General features: G+C 66.0%; 17 protein-coding genes. 12 read left to right on the top strand and 5 right to left on the bottom strand.

All coding sequences use genetic code 11. From position 1 onward, the window contains the following. Window positions 1-144 precede the first annotated feature (144 nt). The 4 genes from peaA (at window position 145) to peaD (ending at window position 4,704) form a co-directional block, all read left to right on the top strand. Window positions 145-1,716 carry a quinohemoprotein amine dehydrogenase subunit alpha gene (peaA, locus tag CTR55_RS17860; protein ID WP_296288383.1) on the top strand — a complete coding sequence of 524 codons (1,572 nt, stop codon included), beginning with the start codon at window positions 145-147 and terminating at the stop codon, window positions 1,714-1,716. A gap of 75 nt (window positions 1,717-1,791) precedes the next feature. Beyond that, window positions 1,792-3,222 carry a quinohemoprotein amine dehydrogenase maturation protein gene (peaB, locus tag CTR55_RS17855; RefSeq protein WP_296288164.1) on the top strand — a complete coding sequence of 477 codons (1,431 nt, stop codon included), beginning with the start codon at window positions 1,792-1,794 and terminating at the stop codon, window positions 3,220-3,222. 1 nt (window position 3,223) lies between these two features. Beyond that, entirely contained in the window at window positions 3,224-3,547 is a 324-nt protein-coding gene (qhpC, locus tag CTR55_RS17850; protein WP_296288163.1) for a quinohemoprotein amine dehydrogenase subunit gamma, read from the top strand. A 29-nt stretch (window positions 3,548-3,576) separates the two neighbouring features. Then, window positions 3,577-4,704 carry a quinohemoprotein amine dehydrogenase subunit beta gene (gene peaD, locus CTR55_RS17845; RefSeq protein ID WP_296288162.1) on the top strand — a complete coding sequence of 376 codons (1,128 nt, stop codon included), beginning with the start codon at window positions 3,577-3,579 and terminating at the stop codon, window positions 4,702-4,704. A gap of 63 nt (window positions 4,705-4,767) precedes the next feature. On the opposite strand, the gene CTR55_RS17840 is transcribed toward peaD, so the two are convergent. Further along, window positions 4,768-4,920 (bottom strand): PSPA7_2676 family Cys-rich small protein, encoded by a 153-nt coding sequence (locus CTR55_RS17840; protein WP_296288161.1) that lies wholly within the window; start codon window positions 4,918-4,920, stop codon window positions 4,768-4,770. Window positions 4,921-5,293: 373 nt separating this feature from the next. Here CTR55_RS17840 and CTR55_RS17835 point away from each other — a divergent pair, with 373 nt between their 5' ends. The 5 genes from CTR55_RS17835 (at window position 5,294) to CTR55_RS17815 (ending at window position 12,323) form a co-directional block, all read left to right on the top strand. Further along, on the top strand, window positions 5,294-6,688 hold the full coding sequence (locus tag CTR55_RS17835) for a diguanylate cyclase (protein WP_296288160.1): 1,395 nt from the start codon (window positions 5,294-5,296) through the stop codon (window positions 6,686-6,688). Window positions 6,689-6,692: 4 nt separating this feature from the next. Next, window positions 6,693-8,021, top strand: a complete 1,329-nt coding sequence (locus CTR55_RS17830) for a glycosyltransferase (RefSeq protein WP_296288159.1) — start codon at window positions 6,693-6,695, stop codon at window positions 8,019-8,021. A 4-nt stretch (window positions 8,022-8,025) separates the two neighbouring features. Next, the gene (locus tag CTR55_RS17825; RefSeq protein ID WP_296288158.1) at window positions 8,026-10,119 is read left to right on the top strand and encodes a TolC family protein; all 2,094 of its coding nucleotides are present in this window, start codon (window positions 8,026-8,028) and stop codon (window positions 10,117-10,119) included. A gap of 7 nt (window positions 10,120-10,126) precedes the next feature. Then, a complete protein-coding gene (locus CTR55_RS17820) occupies window positions 10,127-11,167 on the top strand; it encodes an HlyD family efflux transporter periplasmic adaptor subunit (RefSeq protein WP_296288157.1) in 1,041 nt (346 codons plus the stop codon). Between the two features lie 349 nt (window positions 11,168-11,516). After that, window positions 11,517-12,323 (top strand): SDR family oxidoreductase, encoded by an 807-nt coding sequence (locus CTR55_RS17815; protein ID WP_296288156.1) that lies wholly within the window; start codon window positions 11,517-11,519, stop codon window positions 12,321-12,323. Window positions 12,324-12,685: 362 nt separating this feature from the next. On the opposite strand, the gene CTR55_RS17810 is transcribed toward CTR55_RS17815, so the two are convergent. The 4 genes from CTR55_RS17810 to pbpG form a co-directional block, all read right to left on the bottom strand. Then, window positions 12,686-13,252 (bottom strand): TetR/AcrR family transcriptional regulator, encoded by a 567-nt coding sequence (locus CTR55_RS17810; RefSeq protein WP_296288155.1) that lies wholly within the window; start codon window positions 13,250-13,252, stop codon window positions 12,686-12,688. A gap of 299 nt (window positions 13,253-13,551) precedes the next feature. Beyond that, a complete protein-coding gene (locus CTR55_RS17805) occupies window positions 13,552-14,685 on the bottom strand; it encodes a thiolase family protein (protein ID WP_296288154.1) in 1,134 nt (377 codons plus the stop codon). 27 nt (window positions 14,686-14,712) lie between these two features. Continuing rightward, window positions 14,713-15,189 (bottom strand): PaaI family thioesterase, encoded by a 477-nt coding sequence (locus tag CTR55_RS17800; protein ID WP_296288382.1) that lies wholly within the window; start codon window positions 15,187-15,189, stop codon window positions 14,713-14,715. Between the two features lie 237 nt (window positions 15,190-15,426). Then, window positions 15,427-16,359 (bottom strand): D-alanyl-D-alanine endopeptidase, encoded by a 933-nt coding sequence (pbpG, locus tag CTR55_RS17795; RefSeq protein WP_296288153.1) that lies wholly within the window; start codon window positions 16,357-16,359, stop codon window positions 15,427-15,429. Window positions 16,360-16,871: 512 nt separating this feature from the next. On the opposite strand from pbpG, the gene CTR55_RS17790 reads away from it, so the two are divergent. From CTR55_RS17790 to CTR55_RS17780, 3 genes are all read left to right on the top strand, one after another. After that, window positions 16,872-18,551 carry an AMP-binding protein gene (locus CTR55_RS17790; protein ID WP_296288152.1) on the top strand — a complete coding sequence of 560 codons (1,680 nt, stop codon included), beginning with the start codon at window positions 16,872-16,874 and terminating at the stop codon, window positions 18,549-18,551. Between the two features lie 51 nt (window positions 18,552-18,602). Further along, entirely contained in the window at window positions 18,603-19,619 is a 1,017-nt protein-coding gene (locus CTR55_RS17785) for an AraC family transcriptional regulator (protein ID WP_296288151.1), read from the top strand. A gap of 81 nt (window positions 19,620-19,700) precedes the next feature. Continuing rightward, window positions 19,701-21,188 (top strand): methyl-accepting chemotaxis protein (locus tag CTR55_RS17780; protein ID WP_296288150.1); only part of this gene is annotated, 1,488 nt, incomplete at its 3' end.

Raw genomic sequence — 21,188 nt, 5'->3', positions numbered from 1 at the left:
CCGCAAACCCCGGTGAAAGCCTGATTCGACGGGGTTTGCGCAGTAGTGGCACACAACCTGCTATCTCGCTTTCAAGAGCTCGCTCTTAGCCCATCGGTGGGCGCGAATAACCAACAAGAATACCGAGGAGGCCTGACCTTGAAGATGACACGACTTCGGCACTATCTGGGTGCCGGAACCCTGGCCGCACTGGCCCTTGCGCTGCACCAGACGGCCCAGGCCGCACCCGAAGGCCAGGCGATCATCAACGCCAAGTGCCAGGCGTGCCACACGCCCGAAGGCAACAATTCCCTCAGCCGTATCAGCCACCAGCGCAAGACCCCCGAAGGCTGGCTGATGAGCATCGCCCGCATGCAGGTGATGTACGGCCTGAAGATCACCGACGAGGAGCGTCGCTCGGTGGTCAAGTTCCTCGCCGACAAGCAGGGCCTGGCGCCCAGCGAAACCGAAGGCGTGCGCTACGCCCTCGAACGCCGGCTGAACACCGTCGAGAAATTCGATACCAACTTCGAGCAGATGTGCGCCCGCTGTCACTCCGGCGCGCGCATCGCCCTGCAGCGCCGCCCGGCGGCGGAATGGGAGAAGCTGGTGAACTTCCACCTCGGCCGCTGGCCGTCGCTGGAATACCAGGCGCTGTCCCGCGACCGCGACTGGTTCGACCTGGCGAAGAAGGAAATGGTCCCCGAGCTCGCCAAGCGCTACCCGCTGGACAGCAAGGCCTGGTCCGACTGGCAGAAGAACCGGCCCAAGGCCGAGTCGCTTGCCGGCAGCTGGAGCTTCGCCGGGCACATGCCGGGCAAGGGTGATCTGGCCGGCACGATGAGCGTGAGCAAGGACGGCGACGACGCCTTCAAGGTCAGCGTCAAGGGTCAGTACGCCGACGGCACGCCGTTCAACGGCGACGGTAGTGCAGTGCTCTACAACGGCTACGAATGGCGCGGCGCGGTCAGCGTCGGTGACGTGACCCTGCGTCAGGTGTTCGCTGCCCTCAATGGCCAGATGCAGGGCCGCATGTTCGACAAGGCCCACGATGAGCGCGGCCTGGACTTCGTCGCGGCGAAGGACGGCACCAGCCACGTGCTGGGTGTACAGCCGGCCTACATCAAGGCAGGCGCGGAGACCGAAGTCAGCGTGGTCGGCACCGGCCTGAAGGGCAAGCCGTCGTTTGGCAAGGGCGTGGAGGTGGTGTCGGTGGTTTCCGAGACGCCCGAGCGCGTGACCGTGAAGGTCAAGGCCAGCGATTCGGCCGCCACCGGCGAGCGCGATGTCAGCGTGGGCACCGCCAAGGGCGGCAGCCTCGCGGTGTACAAGGACATCGCCGAAGTGAAGGTGGTGCCGGAGTTCTCCATCGCCCGCATCGGCGGCAATGGCGGCTCCACGCCCAAGGTCCAGGGCAGCTTCGATGCCGAGGCCTGGGGCAAGGGCGCCGACGGCAAGCCGTTCCGCATCGGCGTGTTCCCGGCGCAGTGGTCGGTGGAGCCGTTCGATGACCGCGCCAAGGAAGACCAGGATGTGAAGTTCGCAGGCTTGATGGACGCGGCCACCGGCATCTTCACACCGGGCGATGCCGGCCCGAACCCGGAACGCAAGATGATGACCAACAACGCCGGCAACCTGAAGGTGATCGCCGCAGTGGACGACGCTGGCCAGTCGCACAAGGGCGAAGGGCACATGATCGTCACCGTGCAACGCTGGAACAACCCGCCGATCCCGTAAGCCACGGATCGCATGAACTGAACGCATGAGCCCCGCCTGCGGGCGGGCGTACCAAGCAAGTTCCGGGAGGTCGCCATGGGCGCCATCTTGAATCTGGTCGAGCGCAACCTGCACGAAGTGCAGGTCGACGCCGACCGCCTGTTGTTCCACATCCCCAGCTCCTCGCTGTTCGCCAGCGACGAGCTGACTGGCGGGATCATCGACGCGCTGCGCGGGCATGCCTGCTCGCCGGACGAGCTGACCCAGCGCCTTGCCGGGCGTTTCGCCGCCGAAGATATCGACGAGACCCTGCGCGAGCTGATCGCGCTGGAGCTGGTCAGCGACGGCTCGCCACTGACGCCTGAAATCGGCATCAAGAAGGTTGACCGCACCGCGCTCAACACCGTGGTGCTGAACGTCAACACTGGCTGCAACCTCAGCTGCACCTACTGCTACAAGGAAGACCTGGACAAGCCCTCCGCCGGCAAGAAGATGGGCGCGGAGACTGCCGAGGCCTCGGTGGAAATGCTCATCCAGGAATCCCCTGACGAGCAGCGCTACACCGTGGTGTTCTTCGGCGGCGAGCCGCTGTCCAACCGCCCGCTGATCGAGCACATGGTCGCTTACTGCGAGCGCCGCTTTGGCGAGCTGGGCAAGACGGTGGACTTCGTCATGACCACCAACGCCACGTTGCTCACCGAGGAAATCGTCGACTGGCTCAACGCCCATCGCTTCGGTATCTCGATCAGCATCGACGGACCGAAGACGGTGCACGACCGCAACCGCATCACCGTGGGCGGGCAGGGCACCTATGACGTGGTGCGGCGCAAGGCCGACATGCTGTTGTCGCGCTACACCGCGCGGCCGGTCGGCGCGCGGGTGACGCTGACCACCGGCGTCACCGACGTCGAGACCATCTGGAACCACCTGTTCAACGAGATGGGTTTCGCCGAAGTCGGTTTCGCCCCGGTCACCTCGGGCGACATCAGCAGCTACAACCTCACCGGGGAAGAACTGAAGGATGTCTTCGCCGGCATGAAGGCCCTCGGCCGCCGCTACCTGGACGAGGCACTGGAGGGGCGCAACATCGGCTTCTCCAACCTGCACCAGCTGATCACCGACATCCACGAAGGGCAGAAGAAGGCCCTGCCGTGCGGCGCCGGGCTGAAAATGCTGGCGGTGGACCACAAGGGCGAGCTGAACCTGTGCCACCGTTTCACCGGGTCGTCGCTGCCGACCTTCGGCAACGTCCACGAAGGGGTGAAGCAGGCGGAGCTGAACGAGTTCCTCTCCCAGCGCCTGGACCGCACCGACACCGGGTGCGCCAGCTGCCACATCCGCAACCTCTGCTCCGGCGGCTGCTACCACGAGAGCTACGCGCGCTACGGCGACCCGGCGCACCCCACCTACCACTACTGCGAACTGATGAGGGACTGGGTCGACTTCGGCATCGAGGTCTACAGCCGGATCATGGCCTCCAACCCCAGCTTCATCGACCGCCACATCACTCCGCGGAAGGCGCACTGACATGAAACATCTGAAAGCGATCAACACCAAAGCACAGAAGCTCGAACAGGCCGCCGCCGAGGATCGCATCGAAGACGTGGTGGCGATGAATTCCGTGGCCGGCTGCGCGGCGACCACCGACCCGGGCTGGGAAGTCGACGTGTTCGGCGGCGTGTCCTCGCTCTGCCAGCCGATGGAAGCGGACCTCTACGGCTGCTCCGACCCTTGCTGGTGGCCGGCCCAGGTGCCGGACATGATGAGTACCTACCCCGACTGGAACAAGGATGCCCAGGCCTCGGCCGAGGACTGGCGCAACCTGGGCACCGTATTCCCGAACGACAAATGAGCGGGCAGAAGAACAAGAGGAAAACCTGCATGTCCAGAAAAGCATTCACCGCCGTGCTCGGCGGCCTCTCGTTGGCCTGCGCGCTGCAAGCCGTCGCCGCCGACGCCAACCAGAGCAAGGCGCTGGAAAGTGGCCACGAGTACCTGATCAGCACCAACTACCCGAACAACCTGCACGTCATCGACATGCAGACCGACAAGCTGTTCAAGACCTGCACCATCCCTGGCGCCTATGGCCCGGGCATGACCCAGCTGTCGCCGGATCGCAAGACCGTCTACATCCTCAGCAACCACTACGCGGACATCTACGGCATCCAGCTCGATGACTGCAAACCGGTGTTCCACGCCACCATCGCGCAGAAGCCGGGCGAGAACGCGCGGGCGATGTTCTCCATGACCGTCAGCCACGACGGCAAGGCGATCTACGCCATCGCCAACCCGACGCTGATCCTCGCCGAGCACTACGAGGTGCAGCAGCCGCGCCTGCAGGTGTATTCCGTCGCGGACGGCATGAACGCCAAGCCGGTGCGCACCTTCCCGGCGCCGCGCCAGCTGACCATCATGCAGAGTGGCGACGACGGCACCCTCTACGTGGCGGGCCCGGACATCTACAAGGTGGACGTGAAGACCGGCAAGTTCGACGTGGTGATCCCCAGCCGCAACTGGAAGCGCACCAACTACGCGCCGCCGGATGTGCTCTACGTGTGGAACCAGCAGACCTACCCGCGTGACTTCTCGCTGCTCTACACCACGGCGAAGTTCAAGGACGCCAAGCAGGACCTGGCCACGGCCGACTTCCTCTACGGCTTCTTCAACATCGACCTGGCCACCGGCAAGACCGAGACCGTCGACTTCGGCCCGGTCACCGAGGTGTACTTCAGCGGCATCCGCTCGGCCAAGGACCGCAACATCGTCTACGGCGTACTGAACCGACTGGCCAAGTACGACATCAAGGAGCAGAAGCTGGTCAAGGCGGCGAATCTGGACCACTCCTACTACTGCCTGTCGACCAACAAGGCCGGCAACAAGCTGTACCTGACCGGCACCCTGAACGACGTGGCGATCTTCGATGCCGACAGCCTGGAGCGCATCGGCGATCTGAAGCTGCCCGGCGGCGACATGGCGATCACCACCAGCCAGGCGTTCGTGGCCAACTGACCACCCTCCGCTGTACCGGACTGCCCGGAGCACCCATGTGCTCCGGGCAGTTTCGTTTCCGGCTCAGGTATCCGGCTCGGGGCTCACGCTCTTTGTTGCCAAGTAACGCTGTGCACCGCAGCGCGCACAGCGCTGGCACAGCATCGGCACGCGGCCGACTTCGCTCAGGCTCCCTTCATCCCAAACACATCCCAGGAACAGACAGCGCAATCGCATGTGTCCTCCTCCGGATCATTCCGGTGCGTAGACAGGCAGAAAGTGCAGGTGGTGCTCCGGGATTGTTCTTGTGCGGAGGCGGGTAGCAGCCTCGCGCCGGCGCTCTAGAGTGGGCAATCTAAAGTGCCGGGTGGTCTCTGGCTGCCACCGTTGGCGGCCCGTTGCCTGTGTGGACCGCGCCGGCGCGATCCCTCGAAAGGCCTGCCGTATCGCTCAGCAGCGTGCGGGGAGCGCTGCGTGTAACCGATCAATGGCAGTCAATAAAATGACATAGATCATCGAATTACAATTGAGGCGACAAATTAACGACGAGCGACTGATGTGCTTTTGCTATGATCGGCTCCTGAGTTAAGGGCCACTCGCAGAGATTTTTATGAATACCGCGTCACCCCTGACCGCCGTTGTCGGCAGCATTTCCTCCCGCTACAGCGGTGCTGAACTGGAGCATTTCGCTGATCTGGCCGGTCTGCAGTCGGCGGCGACCTACGATGTGCTGCTTCTCGATCTACCCGGCATCCAGGCTGGGCAGATGCTCCGTCACCTGCGCCAGGACCCGCGCTATCGCTTCGCCCTGATCTATTGCTGCCAGGATATTGACTCCTGGTGCGCGGCGTTGGGCGATGGGCCGCCGCCAGCCGAGATGGGCGCCATCACGCCGCTCTGGCGCCTGTGGCGTGAACGCTTCCACCTGTTCAACCAGGGACACGCGCCGACGCGCTTCGAGGAGCGCGTGCTCGCCTGGCTCTGGCTGCGCTCGCGCGGCGATGTGCATGCCGTGCGCGATACCGCCGTGCCCCAGCATTACCGCTACCCGATTCTCGAAGCCCTGAGCGACAGCGAGGAAATCAATCCCTTCTCCTGGCTGCAACTGATGAGGCAGCAGGGCTGGCTGGAAGAGGGCGAGTTGCTGGACCGCCTGCGCCTGTGCACCGGCTGTGGCTCGGGACGCCTGAACTATGTGGACGTCTGCCCGGAATGCCAGGCGCTGGACATCGGTCGCCAGCCGTCGCTGCATTGCTTCACCTGCGGCCACGTCGGACCCCAGGAGCACTTCCTCAAGGACGGCCTGCTGCTGTGCCCGAACTGCCTGACCCGCCTGCGTCACATCGGCAGCGACTACGACCGTCCGCTGGAGAACTACCGCTGCCGCAGTTGTCAGGCCTTCTTCGTCGATGCTGCCGTGGAGGCGCGTTGCCTGGATTGCGGACAGAACCATGAGCCGGACAAGTTGCGGGTGCGCGAGGTGCGCCACTTCCGCCTTGCCGAGGCTGGGCGCCTGCGATGCCGCGAGGGCTTTGCCGCCACCTCGGCGAATATGGAACGGTTCGGCAACCTCAGCCTGCTGCCGCGCCAGGCCTTCCTGGACCTGCTCACCTGGCAGTTGCAACTGACCACGCGCCACCGCAAGCCGCCGTTCTCGCTGCTCGGGCTGCGCTTCGTCAACCTGCTGGAAACCCTTGCCGAGTTGGGCGAGATGCGTGGCCATGCCTTGGTGGACGGGCTGGTGGAACGCCTGCAGGAAGCCGTGCGCGAGACGGATCGCTGCTCGCGCATGAGCGAGGAAGTGCTCTGGGTACTCATGCCCCACACCGACGCCGCCGGGCTGGACGTGGTGCGCCAACGCCTGGCCAAGGGCGCCGAGAGCCTGACCCTGGAGAAGGCCATGCGCATCAATGTCCGTCTGGCGGGCTTCACCGCACCGGACGACCAGCTGGAGCAGGAAGACGCCGCCTTGCTGCTGGCCAGGCTGGGCGGACAGCTCGGCTGAAGCCATGGACGCATTCATCGAGCAATGGCTGCTGCTGATCGGGGAGTTCGCCCGTAGCGACGGGTTCTTCCAGGCCGCGTTCAAGCTGCTGCCGGCTTTCCTGCTGCTGGAAGTCCCGCTCAACCTGATGGTGCTGATCGGCGTGCTGCGCTGGTTCATGCGCAAGCCGTTCGAGCTGCCCAGGGACAACGGCTTCCGCCCGCGAGTGTCCTGCATCATCACCTGCTACAGCGAAGGCCTCGATGTACAGAAGACCCTGCTGAGCCTGTGCGAGCAGACCTATCCGGGCTACATCGAGATGATCCCGGTGGTCGATGGCGCGGCGGTCAACAAGCCCACCATGCAGGCGGTGCGGGACTTCCGCGTCGATCCGGCGCTGCATCCCCGGCGTCTGCTGCGGCCCATCGCCAAATGGCAGCGCGGCGGCCGGGTGTCGTCGCTCAATGCCGGCCTCGCGCATTGCACGGGCGAGGTCATCATGGCGCTGGACGGCGACACCTCCTTCGACAACGACATGGTCAGCCGCATGGTCCGCCATTTCGCCGACCCGGACGTGCCGGCGGTGGCGGGCAGCCTGCGGGTGCGCAACGCCTGGGCGTCGCTGACCACGGCCATGCAGGCGCTGGAGTACCAGTTGTCGATCCACATGGCCAAGATCGGCCTGAGCGAATGGAACCTGGTGAATAACGTCTCCGGTGCCTTCGGCGCGTTCCGCCGCAGCTTCCTCGACAAGATCGGCGGCTGGGATACCCACACGGCCGAAGACCTGGACATCACCCTGCGGATCAAGAACTACTTTGGCCGCCGATCGCTGCGCATCCCCTTCGAGCCCGGTGCCATCGGCCATACCGACGCCCCGGTGAAGTTCCTGCAGTTCCTCCAGCAGCGGCTGCGCTGGGATGGCGACCTGTACTTCCTCTATATCCGCAAACACCGCCACAGCTTCAACCCGCGCCTGCTGGGCTGGCCGAATTTCCTGATGACGCTGTTCACCGGCTTCTTCTTCCAGCTGGTGCTGCCGTTCATCATTTTCGGCTACTGCGTGATTGGCCCCCTGGTCGTGCCCGTACCGCGCTTCCTCGCCCTGGCCTCGCTCATCTACCTGGTCTACCTGGGCATGACCCTGTTGCTGTACCTGGCCATGCTGGTCCTGGTGTCCGAGCGTCCGCGCCAGGACCTGAAACTGTTCCCGGTGATCTTCGTTTTCCCGCTGTTCATGCTGGTCATGCGCCTGTGGAGCGCGGTGGCGATGCTCAACGAGGCGCTGCGCCGTGGCCATGAAGAAACCAGCATGGCGCCCTGGTGGGTGCTGCGTAAGGCAAAGAGGTTCTGATCTGATGAAGCGTTCCCTGCTCCTGGGCTCTTTGCTGCTGGCTGCAGGCCTGGCCCAGGCCGATGTACTGCCGTTGTCGCGGGTGCTCGACAGCGCCGAAGACAGTGCCGTCCTGCAATCCAACGCCGCCGACCTGCGGGCCCTGGACGCGCTCAAGGAGCAGCGCGAGGCCGAAGCGGGCTGGCAGTGGTTCGGCGCCGGCAGCACCGGGCACTACCGCGAGCTGGTGACCGAAGACGTGATCGACACCTACTACGGACGCAGCCTGGCGCTGGGCTTGCGCCACCCCTTGCTGGGCAGCTTGCGGCGCCAGGTGCAGGCGGTTTCCGCGGTTGAGCTGGAACAGCAGCGGCAGCAGTCCCGCCGCCTGCTGCAAAAGGCCGAACAGCGGCTGGCGCTGCGCAGTGCCTACGCCGACTGGTGGCGGGCCGAAGAGGAAAGCCGCTGGTGCCAGACACTGCTGCCCGACGCAGCCAGCGCCCGCGAGCGCCTGACCCTGCGTCAGCGCCAGGGCTGGCTGTTGCCGTCCCAGGCGCGACTGCTCGACGGCCGCTGGCAGTCCTTGCAGCGCCATTGTGCATCGAGTGCGCGGCTGATGGATGACACCCGTGCCAGCCTGGCGGAGCTCTCCGGTCTGGATATCGGCCCCGGCCAGCAGGCCCGGGCGGAAGCGCTGGCGACGCAGGTACAGCCCCTGACCCGCTGGCGCCAGGCGCTGGAAGGCCATCCGCGCCTGCAGGAGCGTAAGGATGAACTGCGCCAGGCCGAGCAGAACCGCAAGTCGCCCTGGTACGACAGCATCGACTCCAGCTTCAGCGTTGCGCAGAGCTACGAGGACCGCAACGGAGCCAGCAATACCGGCAATGGCCTGGTCGCCAGTCTCAACTTCTCCACGCCCTTCGACCTGATGTCCTACGGCCAGGCCCGTGGACGGGAAGGGGAGGCGCGCCACCAGGCGGCCCAGGCCAAATTGAATGCCGAGCGCCAGCAGTTGCTACAAGCCCTGGGCAAGGCCCTGCAGGGGCAACGGCAGGCTGTGGAGGATCTGGAGCGCGAGCGTGAGCAACTGGCGGTGTCGTTGGTCGCTCTGCGCGAACAGCGCCTGCGCTCGGAGCGTTCTGCCGAAGGCTCGCTGGGCGAGCTACAGGCAGTAGAACTGGAGCGCTACGACAACGGTTTGCGCCTGATTGCCGCGTGGCATGCCGTCTGGCTGCGCGAAGCCGCCTTGCGCCTGTTCGTCGATGATGACCAGGCATTGAGCCCGTTGCTCGGTGTGCAGAACCTCAGTTGGCAATCGCCGGCCGGTGCTCAGGCCAAGACCCCGGCGAAGGCCGGCCCGTCCAGGGAAACAGCCTGGAGCCAGGGGGCGTATCTATGGAAGAGCCAGGCCCTGCTGCAACCCGAGACCCGCAGTGCCGAGCTGAAGGCTCTGCGCAGTGCCGGCATGCAACGTCTGTATGTGGGGCTCGACGCCCGCCAGGTGGCGAACATGCCGGCCCTGCGCAAGCAACTCCAGGGCACCCTGGCTGATGCCCGAGCCCAGGGCATGCAGGTCGTCCTGCTGCTGGGCGACCCGGCGTGGCTGTCGGCCAACGGGCGACAGGACCTGCTGGCGCTGCTTGGACAGCTTCGCGAAGTACGCTTCGACGCCGTGCACCTGGACCTCGAGGTCGAGCAGCTCGGCTGGCCGGTCCCCGACAGCCGCCTGCAGGACTGGCTGGACACCCTGGGCGCGGTCGCCCGGCTTGATTACTGGCCGCTGGAACTGTCCAGCCACCCGCGCTGGTTCGCCGAGCCCGCTGGTGGCACCTGCGTGCCCTGTGCCTTGCCGCAGCGTGGCGTGCGGCAGGTCAGCCTGATGATCTACACCCGTAATCCCGAACGCAGCGCGGAACTTGCCGCGTCCATTGCCCGGCGTTGGCCGGAGCTGCGTTTCCGCCTGGCGCAGAGCGTCGAGCCGCAATTGTCGGCCGAGGAGTCCTGGGCCGGAGCGCCGCGCGCCCTGCTGCAGCAGCAGGTGGAGCGCTGGCGCACGCGTCTGCAGACGGCCGGAGTCTCCGGTATCGACTGGCAGGACTGGTCCCATTTCCCGCATTGAGCAGCCCATGAAGATTCGATTCTCGAGCCACAAGGAACAACAGCCCACCCAGGACCAGGGCCTCAAGGTGCTTTATGCGCCGGGCAAGCGCATGGCGTTCAAGCTGCGCTGGTACCTGATCCTGCTGGTGGTGACCAGCCCGCTGCTGTTCCTGGTGGGGCGCGAACTGCTCGGCCTCTGGCTGATCGAAGCCCCCGCGCAGTTGCACCTGCCGTCCAGTGAGTTGCGGGCACGGGAGGCCGGGCAGGTGGCTCAGGTACTGGTCCGCCCCGGCGACAAGGTCCAGGCCGGCCAGTTGCTGATGCGGATGGACAATCCCGAATGGCGCGCCCGCCTGGCCCTGCTGGCTGATCCTTCGAAGGCAGCCGTCGTGACACCGGGCCGCCGAACCCTCAGCGAACGCGAGCGCGAGCCGCTGGTGCGCCTGCTCGGTAGCGCGGAAAGCCGCCTGCGGCAGCTGCGTGGCCTGCTTGCTGCCGGCGCTGCGACCCGTGGCGAAGTGCAACAGGCACAGGACGAGCGTGACCGCCGCCAACGCGATCTGGTCGAGTTCGACCGGCGCGAGTCGCAGCCAGGGGATGACACGCTGGACCGTCAGCGTCGACTGGAAAGCGACTGGCTGCAGTCGCGCCTGCAGGGCCTCGAACTGAAGGCCAGCGACTCCGGGGTCATCAGTGAAGTTCTGGTGGGCGAGGGCGAGAATGTCGGCCCCGGCACCCTGCTGATGCGCCTGCAGCGCCTGGGGGATGCCGAAATCTGGATCTACCTCGACCCGCGCTTTGCCGAATATGCCTCGCCCGGCCAGCCGTTCCGCGTGCGCCTGCCCGACGGGAAATGGCTACAGGCGGAGGTGGTGCGCATGGTGGAGGACGCCGCCCCGGTGCCGGTGGAATTGCGCGAGGCCTTCAGTGCCCCGAATCGCAATCTGCGCTTGCTGGCAAAGGTGAAGGGTGAGTGGCCGGCATTCTGGCGCGTCGACCGCCTGGGTCTGAAGGCCCGCTTCCCGCATCGCTGGAGCTGGCTCAACCGCTGGGCCGTTCAAGAGTGAACCCTGCCGGGCGTCGGCTTCGCTGACGCCTCCGGAGTGGCACGCCAGCCCTTGGGCGTGCCGGCGAATCGGTTCTGGTCTTTCGATGAGCGCGCGCAGGCTGGGCTGAAAGGCGCAACGCGTCGCACCTCTTGCATTACCCCGCCTGTTTCGCTGCACCATCCTCCGAATTCCTTCGTTCCTCCCGCCGCCGGTCACCCTTTGGCGAGGGGGATTGACAGTTAATATTACATGCATAATATTAATCGTCAGATGTCGGCCGTAATTCAATTCGCGCCGAACCTTCCGGATGGCCCTCGGGCTCCGATCACCCTTGCATGCGGGGCGCGTGCCCCTCTGGAGAAGAATCATGAATGCCAAATCCGAACTGGGCCGCGCACTGATCACCGGTGCTTCTTCCGGCATCGGCGCTACCTACGCCCAACGCTTCGCCGCCCAGGGCTACGACCTGCTGCTGGTGGCCCGCGACCAGCAACGCCTGGAGGCCCTGGCGGCGCGCCTGGGCGAGGAGTATGGCGTCTCGGTGGACGTGCTGAAGGCCGACCTGACCCGCCGCGAAGACCGCGCCCGCATCGAGGCCCGTCTCGCCGAAGACGCCAGCATCAGCCTGCTGCTGAACAATGCCGGTGTGGCGATCAACGGCACCCTGCTGGAAACCGACCTGGACCGCCTGGAAAGCATGATCGAGTTGAACGTCATCGCCACCGCGCGGCTGGCCGGCGCCGCCGCCAAGGCCTTCGCCGGGCGTGGGCGCGGCACCATCATCAACGTGGCCTCGGTGCTGGCGCTGGCGCCTGAGTTGTTCAACGGCAGCTACAGCGCCACCAAGGCCTTCGTACTTAATTTGACTCAATCCATGCAGCAGGAACTGGCCCCGCTGGGCCTGCGTATCCAGGCCGTGCTGCCGGGGGCTACCCGTACCGAAATCTGGGACCGCGCCGGCACCGACATCTCCACATTGCCGGCGGAAATGCTGATGGACGTGAACCACATGGTGGACGCCGCCCTGGCTGGCCTGGCCCAGGGGGAAGTGGTGACCTTGCCGGCGCTGCCGGACGCGAGCGAATTCGAAGCCTTCACCGCCGCGCGGCTGAAGATGGCGCCGAACCTGTCGCGCAGCGCGCCGGCGCAGCGTTATGGCGTGGCGGTGGCATAACCGGGTAACTGAGTGGCGAAAAGCTTGCCCCGGCCTTGCGCCGGGGCTTTTTTATGCGTGGCTTTCGGGGGAGCGGGCCATGGCCGTTCGGGGTGAGCATCAGCGCTCGGATTGGCCCTCACCCTAACCCTCTCCCAGGGGGAGAGGGGACATTCGGTGTGAAGTGAATCCATAGCGTCAGCCGGCACGGGCGGCCCCTCTCCCTCAGGAGCGGGGCGCGCAGCCAGGGCTGGGGTGAAGGGAATACGCAGGAGCGTAGAGCGAATAATCTGGAACAGGGTATCCGCCGGCCCTTGAACGGCGGATAAGGCTAGCGCGTTATGCACCCTACGAAAGCGCCATATGCGCCTGCTGTGGGAGATTCACTCCGCTGCGCCGATCTCGCGCTTCAGGTGCCGGCGAGTACTTTCCAGGATGCGGTCGGACATCTCCGGGTCGGCCACGCTGCGCGACAGCACCAGTGCGCCGATCAGGGTGGCGAGCAGGGCGACGCTTTCATCCTCGGCATGTTCGGCCGGCAGTGCCTGCTCGATGGCATCGATGCGCGCCTGGACGATGGCGTCGGTGGTGGCGCTGGCATGGCCGCGCGCGCCCAGTTCCGCCGAGATGGTCGGCAGCGGGCAGCCCTTGCCGGGCGTGTTGCGGTGGCCGGGGGAGAGGTACTGGTCGATGAAGCCGGGCAGCGGGTCAGCCTTCTCGAACTGCTGGTCGACGATCGGGCGCAGTTGCTCGGCGGCCTGCTGCAGGGCGATCTCCACCAGTTCGTCCTTGGACTTGAAGTGCGCGTAGAAGCCGCCGTGGGTCAGGCCCAGCGCCTTCATCAGCGTCTGCAGGCCGGTGGCGTCCACGCCTTCGCTGCGGAAGCGCTGCGCCGCCTCGTTGATGATGCGTTCGCGGGTCTGGGCCTTGTGGTCTTCGGAATAACGCATGACCGGTCTCCTGCGGTTCATGGAATGCTGGATGTCATTCTAACGCAGGGCGAGCGCGGGGAGGTGATTCAGGGCAGACATGGCATGCGCTGAAAAACGATCGCGGACGGAGTCCGCTCCTACGATCAACCCGACCGCGTAGGAGCGGATTTCGTCCGCGATGTGTTCGCCCAGGCCGTGGGCATTACCTGTAGGAGCGAGCTTGCTCGCGAACGAACCCCGCTGCGGAGCCTGGGTTCGCGAGCAAGCTCGCTCCTACAAGTTGGATGCGCGCCGGAATCGCCCTACGGGTGTGACAATCAGCGAACGGCTTCCAGCAGCGTCGCCACACCTTGTCCGCCGCCTATGCACTGGGTGGCGATGGCATAGCGTCCGCCTGTTTCCTTCAGCAGCGCCGCCGCCTTGCCGGTTATGCGCGCGCCGGTGGCGCCCAGCGGGTGGCCGATGGCCAGGGCGCCGCCGTGCAGGTTGACCCGGTCGCCATCCAGCTCCAGCCCACGCAGGCAGGCCAGTGCCTGGCTGGAGAAGGCCTCGTTGATCTCTACCAGATCGATGTCAGCCATGCGTAAGCCTGCGCGGTCGAGCAGCTTGCGGGTCGCGTAGAGCGGGCCCATGCCCATGATTTCCGGCGGGCAGCCGACCACGGCGACGGCCTTCACCCGCGCGAGGATGTCCAGGCCATGGGCTCGGGCGAAGTCTTCACTGCACACCAGCACGGCCGCCGCGCCATCGGTGAGCGGCGAGGCGGTGCCGGCGGTAACGCTGCCATCGAAGGCCGGCTTGAGTTGCGCCAGCGCTTCCTGATTAGTGCCGGGACGAATGCAGCCGTCTTCGCTGACCACACCGCTGGGCGTATCGATGGGCACGATCTCCGCCGCCAGCAGGCCCTGCTCGCGTGCGCGGGCGGCCTTGGCATGGGAGTCAACGGCCATGGCTTCCTGGTCCGCGCGGGAGATGCCGAAGCGTTCGGCGACTATCTCTGCGGTCTGCCCCATGGGCATGTAGGCCTGGGGGAACTCCGCCAGCAGGCGCGGGTTGGGCGAGAGGTTGAAGCCACCCATGGGCACGCGGGTCATGGACTCCACGCCCGCACAGATGAAGGCATCCCCCGCGCCGAGCTGGATCTGACCGGCAGCGAAGTGGATGGCGGTCATGGACGAGCCGCAGAAGCGGTTTACCGTGGCGCCGGCCACCGTTTCCGGCAGCCCGGCGAGGAAGCCGGTGATGCGCGCCAGGTTCATGCCCTGTTCGGCCTCGGGGTAGGCGCAGCCCAGGATCAGGTCCTCGATCAGTCGGGCATCCAGGCCGCTGCGCTGCACCAGCGCTTTCACCGTCTGCGCGGCAAGGTCGTCCGGGCGCACGTCGATCAGCGCGCCTTTCTTGGCGAAGTGGAACGGGGAGCGGGCATACCCCGCGATGACGACGGAAGTCATGGTCGGTCTCCAGAATGAGTATCGCGATCAGCGCCCGAGGATCAGGCAGGTGGTGGAGCCGGTGGCGTAGAGCCGGCCGTCCACGTCGTAGAGGCGGCCCTCGGCCAGGGCGGTGGAGCGGCCGATGTGCACCAGGGTGCCTTCGGCGCGGATCGGCCCGGTGTCGCGGGTCAGTGCGCGGATGTAGCTGATGCGCAGGTCGGTGGTGGTGTAGCCCAGACCCGGTTCGAGCATCGTGTGCACCGCGCAGCCCATGGCCGAGTCCAGCAGCGTGGCTGCGTAGCCGCCGTGCACGGTGCCCAGCGGGTTGTAGTGGCGCATGTCCGGAGTGCCCTGGAAGATGAAGCGGCCCTGGCTCCACTCCAGCGGGACGAAGCCGATCAGCGCATTGATCGGCGGGGCCGGCAGCTCGCCCGCGCCGATGCCGTCGAAGAACTCCTGGGGCGTCTTGCCGCGCAACTCCTGCAGCGAAACCACGCCGGGCTCGGCCAGGCGCTGGCGCATTTGCGCGGCCGCCGCTTCCCAGGCGGCAATCTTCTGTTCACGGGTGAGTGTCAGGTCGGTCATCGCAAGGCTCCGGCAATCAAATATTACGGTCGTCATACTAACATTGAATGACGATAAGCATATAAGTGGCGAAAGTGCCATCCAGCAGGGCTGAAGCGACAGGGCAAGAAGGGGAGAAGAGGGGCAGCAGGAGAGGGCGGCTGGCGGAGCGGGCTCCGCCAGCACGGGGAGAGCTTACTCGGCGGTGGCCGTGATACGGGTCGCGCGCGCCTGGCTGCGCTGGGCCTTGTACTGCAGGGCGACAGCGGGCACCGGCGAGGCGACGCCGGTTTCCACCCAGCGGCGGATGCGCGCGGCGTCGGCTACGTGGGTGCGCTTGCCGAAGGCATCGAGCAGCGCCAGGGCGACTGGGCGGCCGTCCATCATGGTGACCATCACCAGGCAGTGGCCGGCGTCGTTGGTGAAGCCGGTCTTGGTCAGGCGGATGTCCCATTTGCCGCTGCGCACCAGCGGGTTGGTGTTGAAGAAGCTCAGCGAGTAGCTGGGCTTGCTGAAGCGCGCATCGCTGGTTGCCGTGGTGCTCAGTTGGCGGATCTGCGGGTAGGTGTAGGCGGCCTTGGCCAGGCGGATCAGGTCGTTGGCATCGGAGACGTTGTGGATCGACAGGCCGGTGGGCTCGACGTAGTGGGTGCTGCTCATCCCCAGGGATTTCGCCTTGGCGTTCATCGCGGCGACGAAGGCCTTCGAGCCGCCCGGGTAGTTATGCGCAAGGCTCGCGGCGGCGCGGTTTTCCGAGGACATCAGCGCCAGCAGCAGCATGTTCTCGCGGCTGATCATGCTGCCCAGGTGCACGCGGGAGAACACGCCCTTCATCTCGGCGGTCTCGGAGATGTCCACGGGGATCAGCTCATTCATCGGCAACTTGGCGTCCAGGGTGACCATGGCGGTCATCAGCTTGGTCACCGAGGCGATGGGCACCACCAGGTTGGGGTTGCTGGAGTAAAGGGTCTTGCCGGTCTGCAGGTCGACCACCAGCGCGCTGCCGGAGGCGAGCACCAGCTCTTTGGGGGACGCCGCCTTGGCGGGGGAGGCGGCGAAGGTGTTCGATGAACAGACAACAGCGGCACAGGCAAACAGCAGGCTCAGTATCGAACGACGACTAGTCATGGATGGGATTCGCAAGCATGAGTGGGAATGTGTCTACATCCATGTAGGCATATTCGGCGAATTCTAATGCAAGGTCCGCCGGAGCGCACGTAGTGCGGGGTGTCTCAGATTGCGACCGGCTGAGACGTTCCGGCGGCCGTCCCGGCCCGGCCGCCGCCCGCGCTGGCAATCAGGACGCGGCAGCTTGCCCGAGCTGTTGCGAAATGCAACCGGAGACGCTAGCCGCGTACTCGCCGAAACCTTCTCAAAGCCGCGCCGCATATGGCGTTCAGGCCGGATGGCACGCTTTGTGAGTGGCTATCCTGAAATGAGCGGAGGCGCCCGGCCCGTCGCGTTGCCAATGGTCGGGGTTGCGTTTACCTTTACGTTAACGTAAACATGCTTCGCCGCCCGCGACCGGTCAGTCAGTCCAGCGGGCTGCCTTTAGGCAAGCTCGGCGGAAGACGCTCTGCGTCGCCACCCGAACCGATCGTTCAGCGTTGATCCCAGAACAAGCACAACAAGGGAAAGCCATGAACCACCTGAGTTACACCCGCGGCCCGCAGGACAAGCCCCTGCTGGCCATGACCGTCGGCGCTGCCTTCGATGCCACCGTCGAACGTTTCGCCTCAGGCGAGGCGCTGGTCGTGCGTCACCAGAACCTGCGCTACACCTGGGCCGAACTGGCCGAGGTGGTCGATGGCGTTGCGCGCGCTTTCCTTGCCCTGGGCCTGCGTCCCGGCGACCGCTTAGGGATATGGGCGCCCAACTGCGCGCAGTGGTGCGTGACCCAGTTCGCCAGCGCCAAGGTCGGCGCGGTACTGGTCAACATCAACCCGGCCTACCGGGTGAGCGAGCTGGAATACGCGCTGAAGCAGTCCGGTTGCCGCTGGCTGGTGTGCGCCGACGCGTTCAAGTCCTCCGATTACCACGGCATGCTCGCCGACCTGCTGCCCGAACTGGGGCAGGGGCGCCCGGGCGAGCTGTCCAGCGATCGCCTGCCGGAGCTGCGCGGGGTGATCAGCCTGTCCGATAGCGCGCCCACCGGCTTCCTTCGCTGGAGCCAGCTGGAGCCGCTGGGCCGTGGCATCGCCGCCGCCGAACTCACTGAGCGCCAGGCGCTGCTGCAGTTCGACGAGCCGATCAACATCCAGTACACCTCCGGCACCACCGGCTTCCCCAAGGGCGCCACGCTCAGCCACTACAACATCTTGAACAACGGCCTGATGGTCGGTGACAGCCTCGGGCTTACCGAGCACGACCGCCTGGTGATCCCGGTGCCGCTGTACCACTGCTTCGGCATGGTGATGGGCAACCTCGGCTGCCTGACCCACGGTTCCACCATGATCTACCCCGCGCCCAGCTTCGAGCCCGAGGCGACCCTGGCGGCGGTGGCGGAAGAGAAGGCCACCGCGTTGTACGGCGTGCCCACCATGTTCATCGCCGAACTGGACCACCCGACTCGCCGCGACTTCGACCTGTCGAGCCTGCGCACCGGCATCATGGCCGGCGCCACCTGCCCGATCGAAGTGATGCGCCGGGTCATCGACGAGATGCACATGGCCGAGGTGCAGATCGCCTACGGCATGACCGAGACCAGCCCGGTATCCCTGCAGACCGGTCCGGAAGACGACCTGGAAACCCGCGTCACCACCGTCGGCCGCACCCAGCCGCACCTGGAAAGCAAGATCATCGACGCCGACGGCCGCGTCGTCCCGCGCGGCACCATCGGCGAGCTGTGTACCCGTGGCTACAGTGTGATGCTCGGCTACTGGAACAACCCGCAGGCGACCTCCGAGGCCATCAGCCCGGCGCGCTGGATGCTTACCGGTGACCTCGCCGAGATGGACGAGGCTGGCAACGTGCGCATTGTCGGGCGCAGCAAGGACATGATCATTCGCGGCGGCGAGAACATCTATCCGCGCGAGATCGAGGAATTCCTCTACACCCACCACGCAGTGGCCGACGCCCAGGTGATCGGCATCCCCGACGAAAAGTACGGCGAGGAACTGGTGGCCTGGGTCAAGTTCCACCCCGGCCACAGCGTCGCCGAAGACGAGCTGCGCGCCTTCTGCAAGAACGCCATCGCCCACTTCAAGGTGCCGCGCCACTTCCGTTTCTGCGACGAGTTCCCGATGACGGTGACCGGCAAGATCCAGAAGTTCCGCATGCGCGAAATCAGCATCGAAGAGGTGCGCAGCCAGCGTGGCTGATCGTTCGCTGCCTGCCTGCGCCCTGGCGCGCCCCAGGAACGTCGGGGCGCCATGGGCGTAGAGAAGGGCACCATCTCCATCCGCCTGGTCAGCGAAGCGCTGGCCGAGTTTCGTCGCGCCGGTCGCGACGACGGCCCGCTATTGTCTGCCGCCGGCATCGTGCCGGAACTGTTCGGCAAGCCCTACGCGCGGGTTTCCAGCCAGGCCTACGCGCGGCTCTGGCTGCGCCTGGCCAGGGAGATGGACGACGAGTTCTTCGGCATGAACGCCCGGCGCATGAAGTCCGGCAGCTTCAACTTCATGGCTGCCGCGGCGGTTCGCGAACCGACCCTGGAAGCGGCGCTGAACGCCGCGCTGCGCTTCATGGGGCTGGTGTTCGACGACTTCACCCCGCGCCTGACACGCCAGGAAGGCTTGGCCGCCATCGTCCTCGACGAACCCGAGGGCCCGGCGCCGCGTGCGTTCTGCTACTTCACCCTGTGGCTGATGCTGCACGGCCTGGCCTGCTGGCTGGTGGGGCGGCGGATTCCGGTGCTGGCCATCGAACTGCGCTGCCCGCAGCCGGATTTCATCGCCGACTACCGGGTGATGTTCACCGAGAACCTCAACTTCGCCCGCCGCCAGTCGCGCCTGCTGTTCAATGCCGAGGCACTCGATCTCCCCGTGCGCCGCGACGAGCGTGAGCTGCGGCGATTCCTGGGCGGCGCACCGGCCAACATCCTGGTGCGCTACCGCGACCCGCAGAGCCTCGCCGCGCGCACCAAGGCCTACCTGCGCAGCCTGAAGTTCGAGCGCTGGCCGGACCTCGACGCGCTCGCCGGGCACTTCTACATGGCGCCCTCGACCCTGCGCCGCAAGCTTGCCGCCGAGGGGCAGTCCTACCAGGCGCTCAAGGACCAGTTGCGCCGCGACCTCGCCATTGCGCGGCTGGACAGCGGCGACGGCAACTTCGCCGATCTGGCCGAGGAGCTGGGTTTCGCCGACACCAGCGCCTTCTACAAGGCCTTCCGCAAATGGACCGGATCCACGCCCGGACAGTACCGCGCGCTGATCCGCCAGGAGCCCTGACATTTAAGGGTTCGGCTCAAGTGGCCGCCTTACAGGCCGATAAAACCTCAAAGAATTGCTTGTTGCCCAAGGACGCCCGCCATGCCCCTGTCCCGCCTCTCGATCCAGTGGAAGATCACGCTGCTGACCGGGCTTTGCCTGCTCTGCATTGTCAGCCTGCTGGTCGGCCTCTCGTTGTCGCGGATGAACCACGACGCGCAACTGATCAATACGGCCAACGCCGACATGCTCAAGGACGCGGCCAAGTCGCGGATGCAGGCGCGCAGCGAGCAGCAGGCAGAGATCATCCAGCGCTTCTTCACCGACGTTTACCACTTCGGCAACCAGTTCTCCCGCCAGGTCGCGCAACTGCGCGAGCAGTCGATCAAGCACGGCGCGGACGCCAGCGGCGTGCGCAAGGACCTCAACCTGCTGGTGCGCGACGGCCTGAAGGGCAACCCCAACCTGCTCAGCCTCTACGTGGTCTTCGAACCTGATGCGCTGGACGGCCAGGACGCCGCCTTCCACGACCAGGCCGACGCCGGCAGCAACGAGAAGGGCCGCTTCGGCGCCTACTGGGCACAGAAGGCCTCCGGCGAGATGACCGGCCTCGCGGTGACCGAAGACATGATCGCCGACACCTCCGTGATGCTCGACGGCAGCCCGTTCAACACCTGGCAGCTGTGCCCGCTGCAGACCCGCAAGGCCTGCGTGCTCAACCCGTATTTCGACAGCGCCTCCGGCAGCAAGGTGCTGATGACCACCGTGACCTTCCCGCTGATCGACCAGGGCAAGGTCATCGCCGTGATCGGCATCGACATCAGCCTCAGCCGCCTGCAGCAACTCACCGTCGACGGCGACCGCCAGCTGTATGACGGCGCCGGCAGTGTCAGTATCGTCAGCCCGGCGGGCCTGCTCGCCGGCTACAGCAGCGACGAAGCGCTGCTCGGCCAGCCGCTGGCCAAGGCCATCCCCGACCAGGCCGCGGAATTGCTCGCCCTGCAAGCAGGCGGCCGCCCGCAGGTGCTGGAACAGGGCGGGCAACTGCGCGTGGTCGAGCCGCTGCTGCCGATCCCGGAGGCCACCAAGCCCTGGGCCGTGGTGCTAGACGTGCCACAGGACGTGCTGCTGGCGCCGGCGCTGCAACTGCAGAAGCAGCTGGATGAACGCAATTCCAGGGGCGCTCTCTGGCAGACCCTGTTCGGTCTCGCCGCCGCCATCGTCGGCCTGCTGCTGGTATGGCTCACCGCCCGTGGCGTGACCCGGCCGATCCTCAACGTCGCCGCCATGCTGCGCAACATCGCCAGCGGCGAGGGCGACCTGACCAAGCGCCTGGAGTATTCCGGCAAGGACGAACTGGGTGAACTGGCCGGCTGGTTCAACCGTTTCCTCGACAAGCTGCAGCCGATCATCCGCGACGTGAAATCCTCGGTGCAGGACGCCCGCGCCACCGCCGACCAGTCCTCGGAAATCGCCAGCCAGACCAGCGCCGGCATGCAACAGCAGTTCCGCGAAGTCGACCAGGTGGCCACCGCTTCCCAGGAAATGAGCGCCACCGCCCACGACGTCGCCAACAGCGCCGCCATGGCC

The organism is Pseudomonas sp. (assembly GCF_002796985.1).
GTDB lineage: Bacteria > Pseudomonadota > Gammaproteobacteria > Pseudomonadales > Pseudomonadaceae > Pseudomonas.
Note: the sequence above shows the minus strand (reverse complement) of the source record. Positions and strands in the feature narration are given on the sequence as shown.

Bases quoted from the DNA above. Each gene is read 5' to 3' on its own strand.
- CTR55_RS17825 (WP_296288158.1), top strand. From the start codon at position 8,026: ATGAAGCGTTCCCTGCTCCTGGGCTCTTTGCTGCTGGCTGCAGGCCTG.
- CTR55_RS17820 (WP_296288157.1), top strand. From the start codon at position 10,127: ATGAAGATTCGATTCTCGAGCCACAAGGAACAACAGCCCACCCAGGAC.
- peaA (WP_296288383.1), top strand. From the start codon at position 145: ATGACACGACTTCGGCACTATCTGGGTGCCGGAACCCTGGCCGCACTG.
- CTR55_RS17785 (WP_296288151.1), top strand. From the start codon at position 18,603: ATGGGCGTAGAGAAGGGCACCATCTCCATCCGCCTGGTCAGCGAAGCG.
- CTR55_RS17830 (WP_296288159.1), top strand. From the start codon at position 6,693: ATGGACGCATTCATCGAGCAATGGCTGCTGCTGATCGGGGAGTTCGCC.
- qhpC (WP_296288163.1), top strand. From the start codon at position 3,224: ATGAAACATCTGAAAGCGATCAACACCAAAGCACAGAAGCTCGAACAG.
- CTR55_RS17840 (WP_296288161.1), bottom strand. From the start codon at position 4,920: ATGCGATTGCGCTGTCTGTTCCTGGGATGTGTTTGGGATGAAGGGAGC.
- CTR55_RS17835 (WP_296288160.1), top strand. From the start codon at position 5,294: ATGAATACCGCGTCACCCCTGACCGCCGTTGTCGGCAGCATTTCCTCC.
- CTR55_RS17810 (WP_296288155.1), bottom strand. From the start codon at position 13,252: ATGCGTTATTCCGAAGACCACAAGGCCCAGACCCGCGAACGCATCATC.
- peaD (WP_296288162.1), top strand. From the start codon at position 3,577: ATGTCCAGAAAAGCATTCACCGCCGTGCTCGGCGGCCTCTCGTTGGCC.
- CTR55_RS17815 (WP_296288156.1), top strand. From the start codon at position 11,517: ATGAATGCCAAATCCGAACTGGGCCGCGCACTGATCACCGGTGCTTCT.
- CTR55_RS17790 (WP_296288152.1), top strand. From the start codon at position 16,872: ATGAACCACCTGAGTTACACCCGCGGCCCGCAGGACAAGCCCCTGCTG.
- pbpG (WP_296288153.1), bottom strand. From the start codon at position 16,359: ATGACTAGTCGTCGTTCGATACTGAGCCTGCTGTTTGCCTGTGCCGCT.
- CTR55_RS17800 (WP_296288382.1), bottom strand. From the start codon at position 15,189: ATGCGCCAGCGCCTGGCCGAGCCCGGCGTGGTTTCGCTGCAGGAGTTG.
- peaB (WP_296288164.1), top strand. From the start codon at position 1,792: ATGGGCGCCATCTTGAATCTGGTCGAGCGCAACCTGCACGAAGTGCAG.
- CTR55_RS17805 (WP_296288154.1), bottom strand. From the start codon at position 14,685: ATGACTTCCGTCGTCATCGCGGGGTATGCCCGCTCCCCGTTCCACTTC.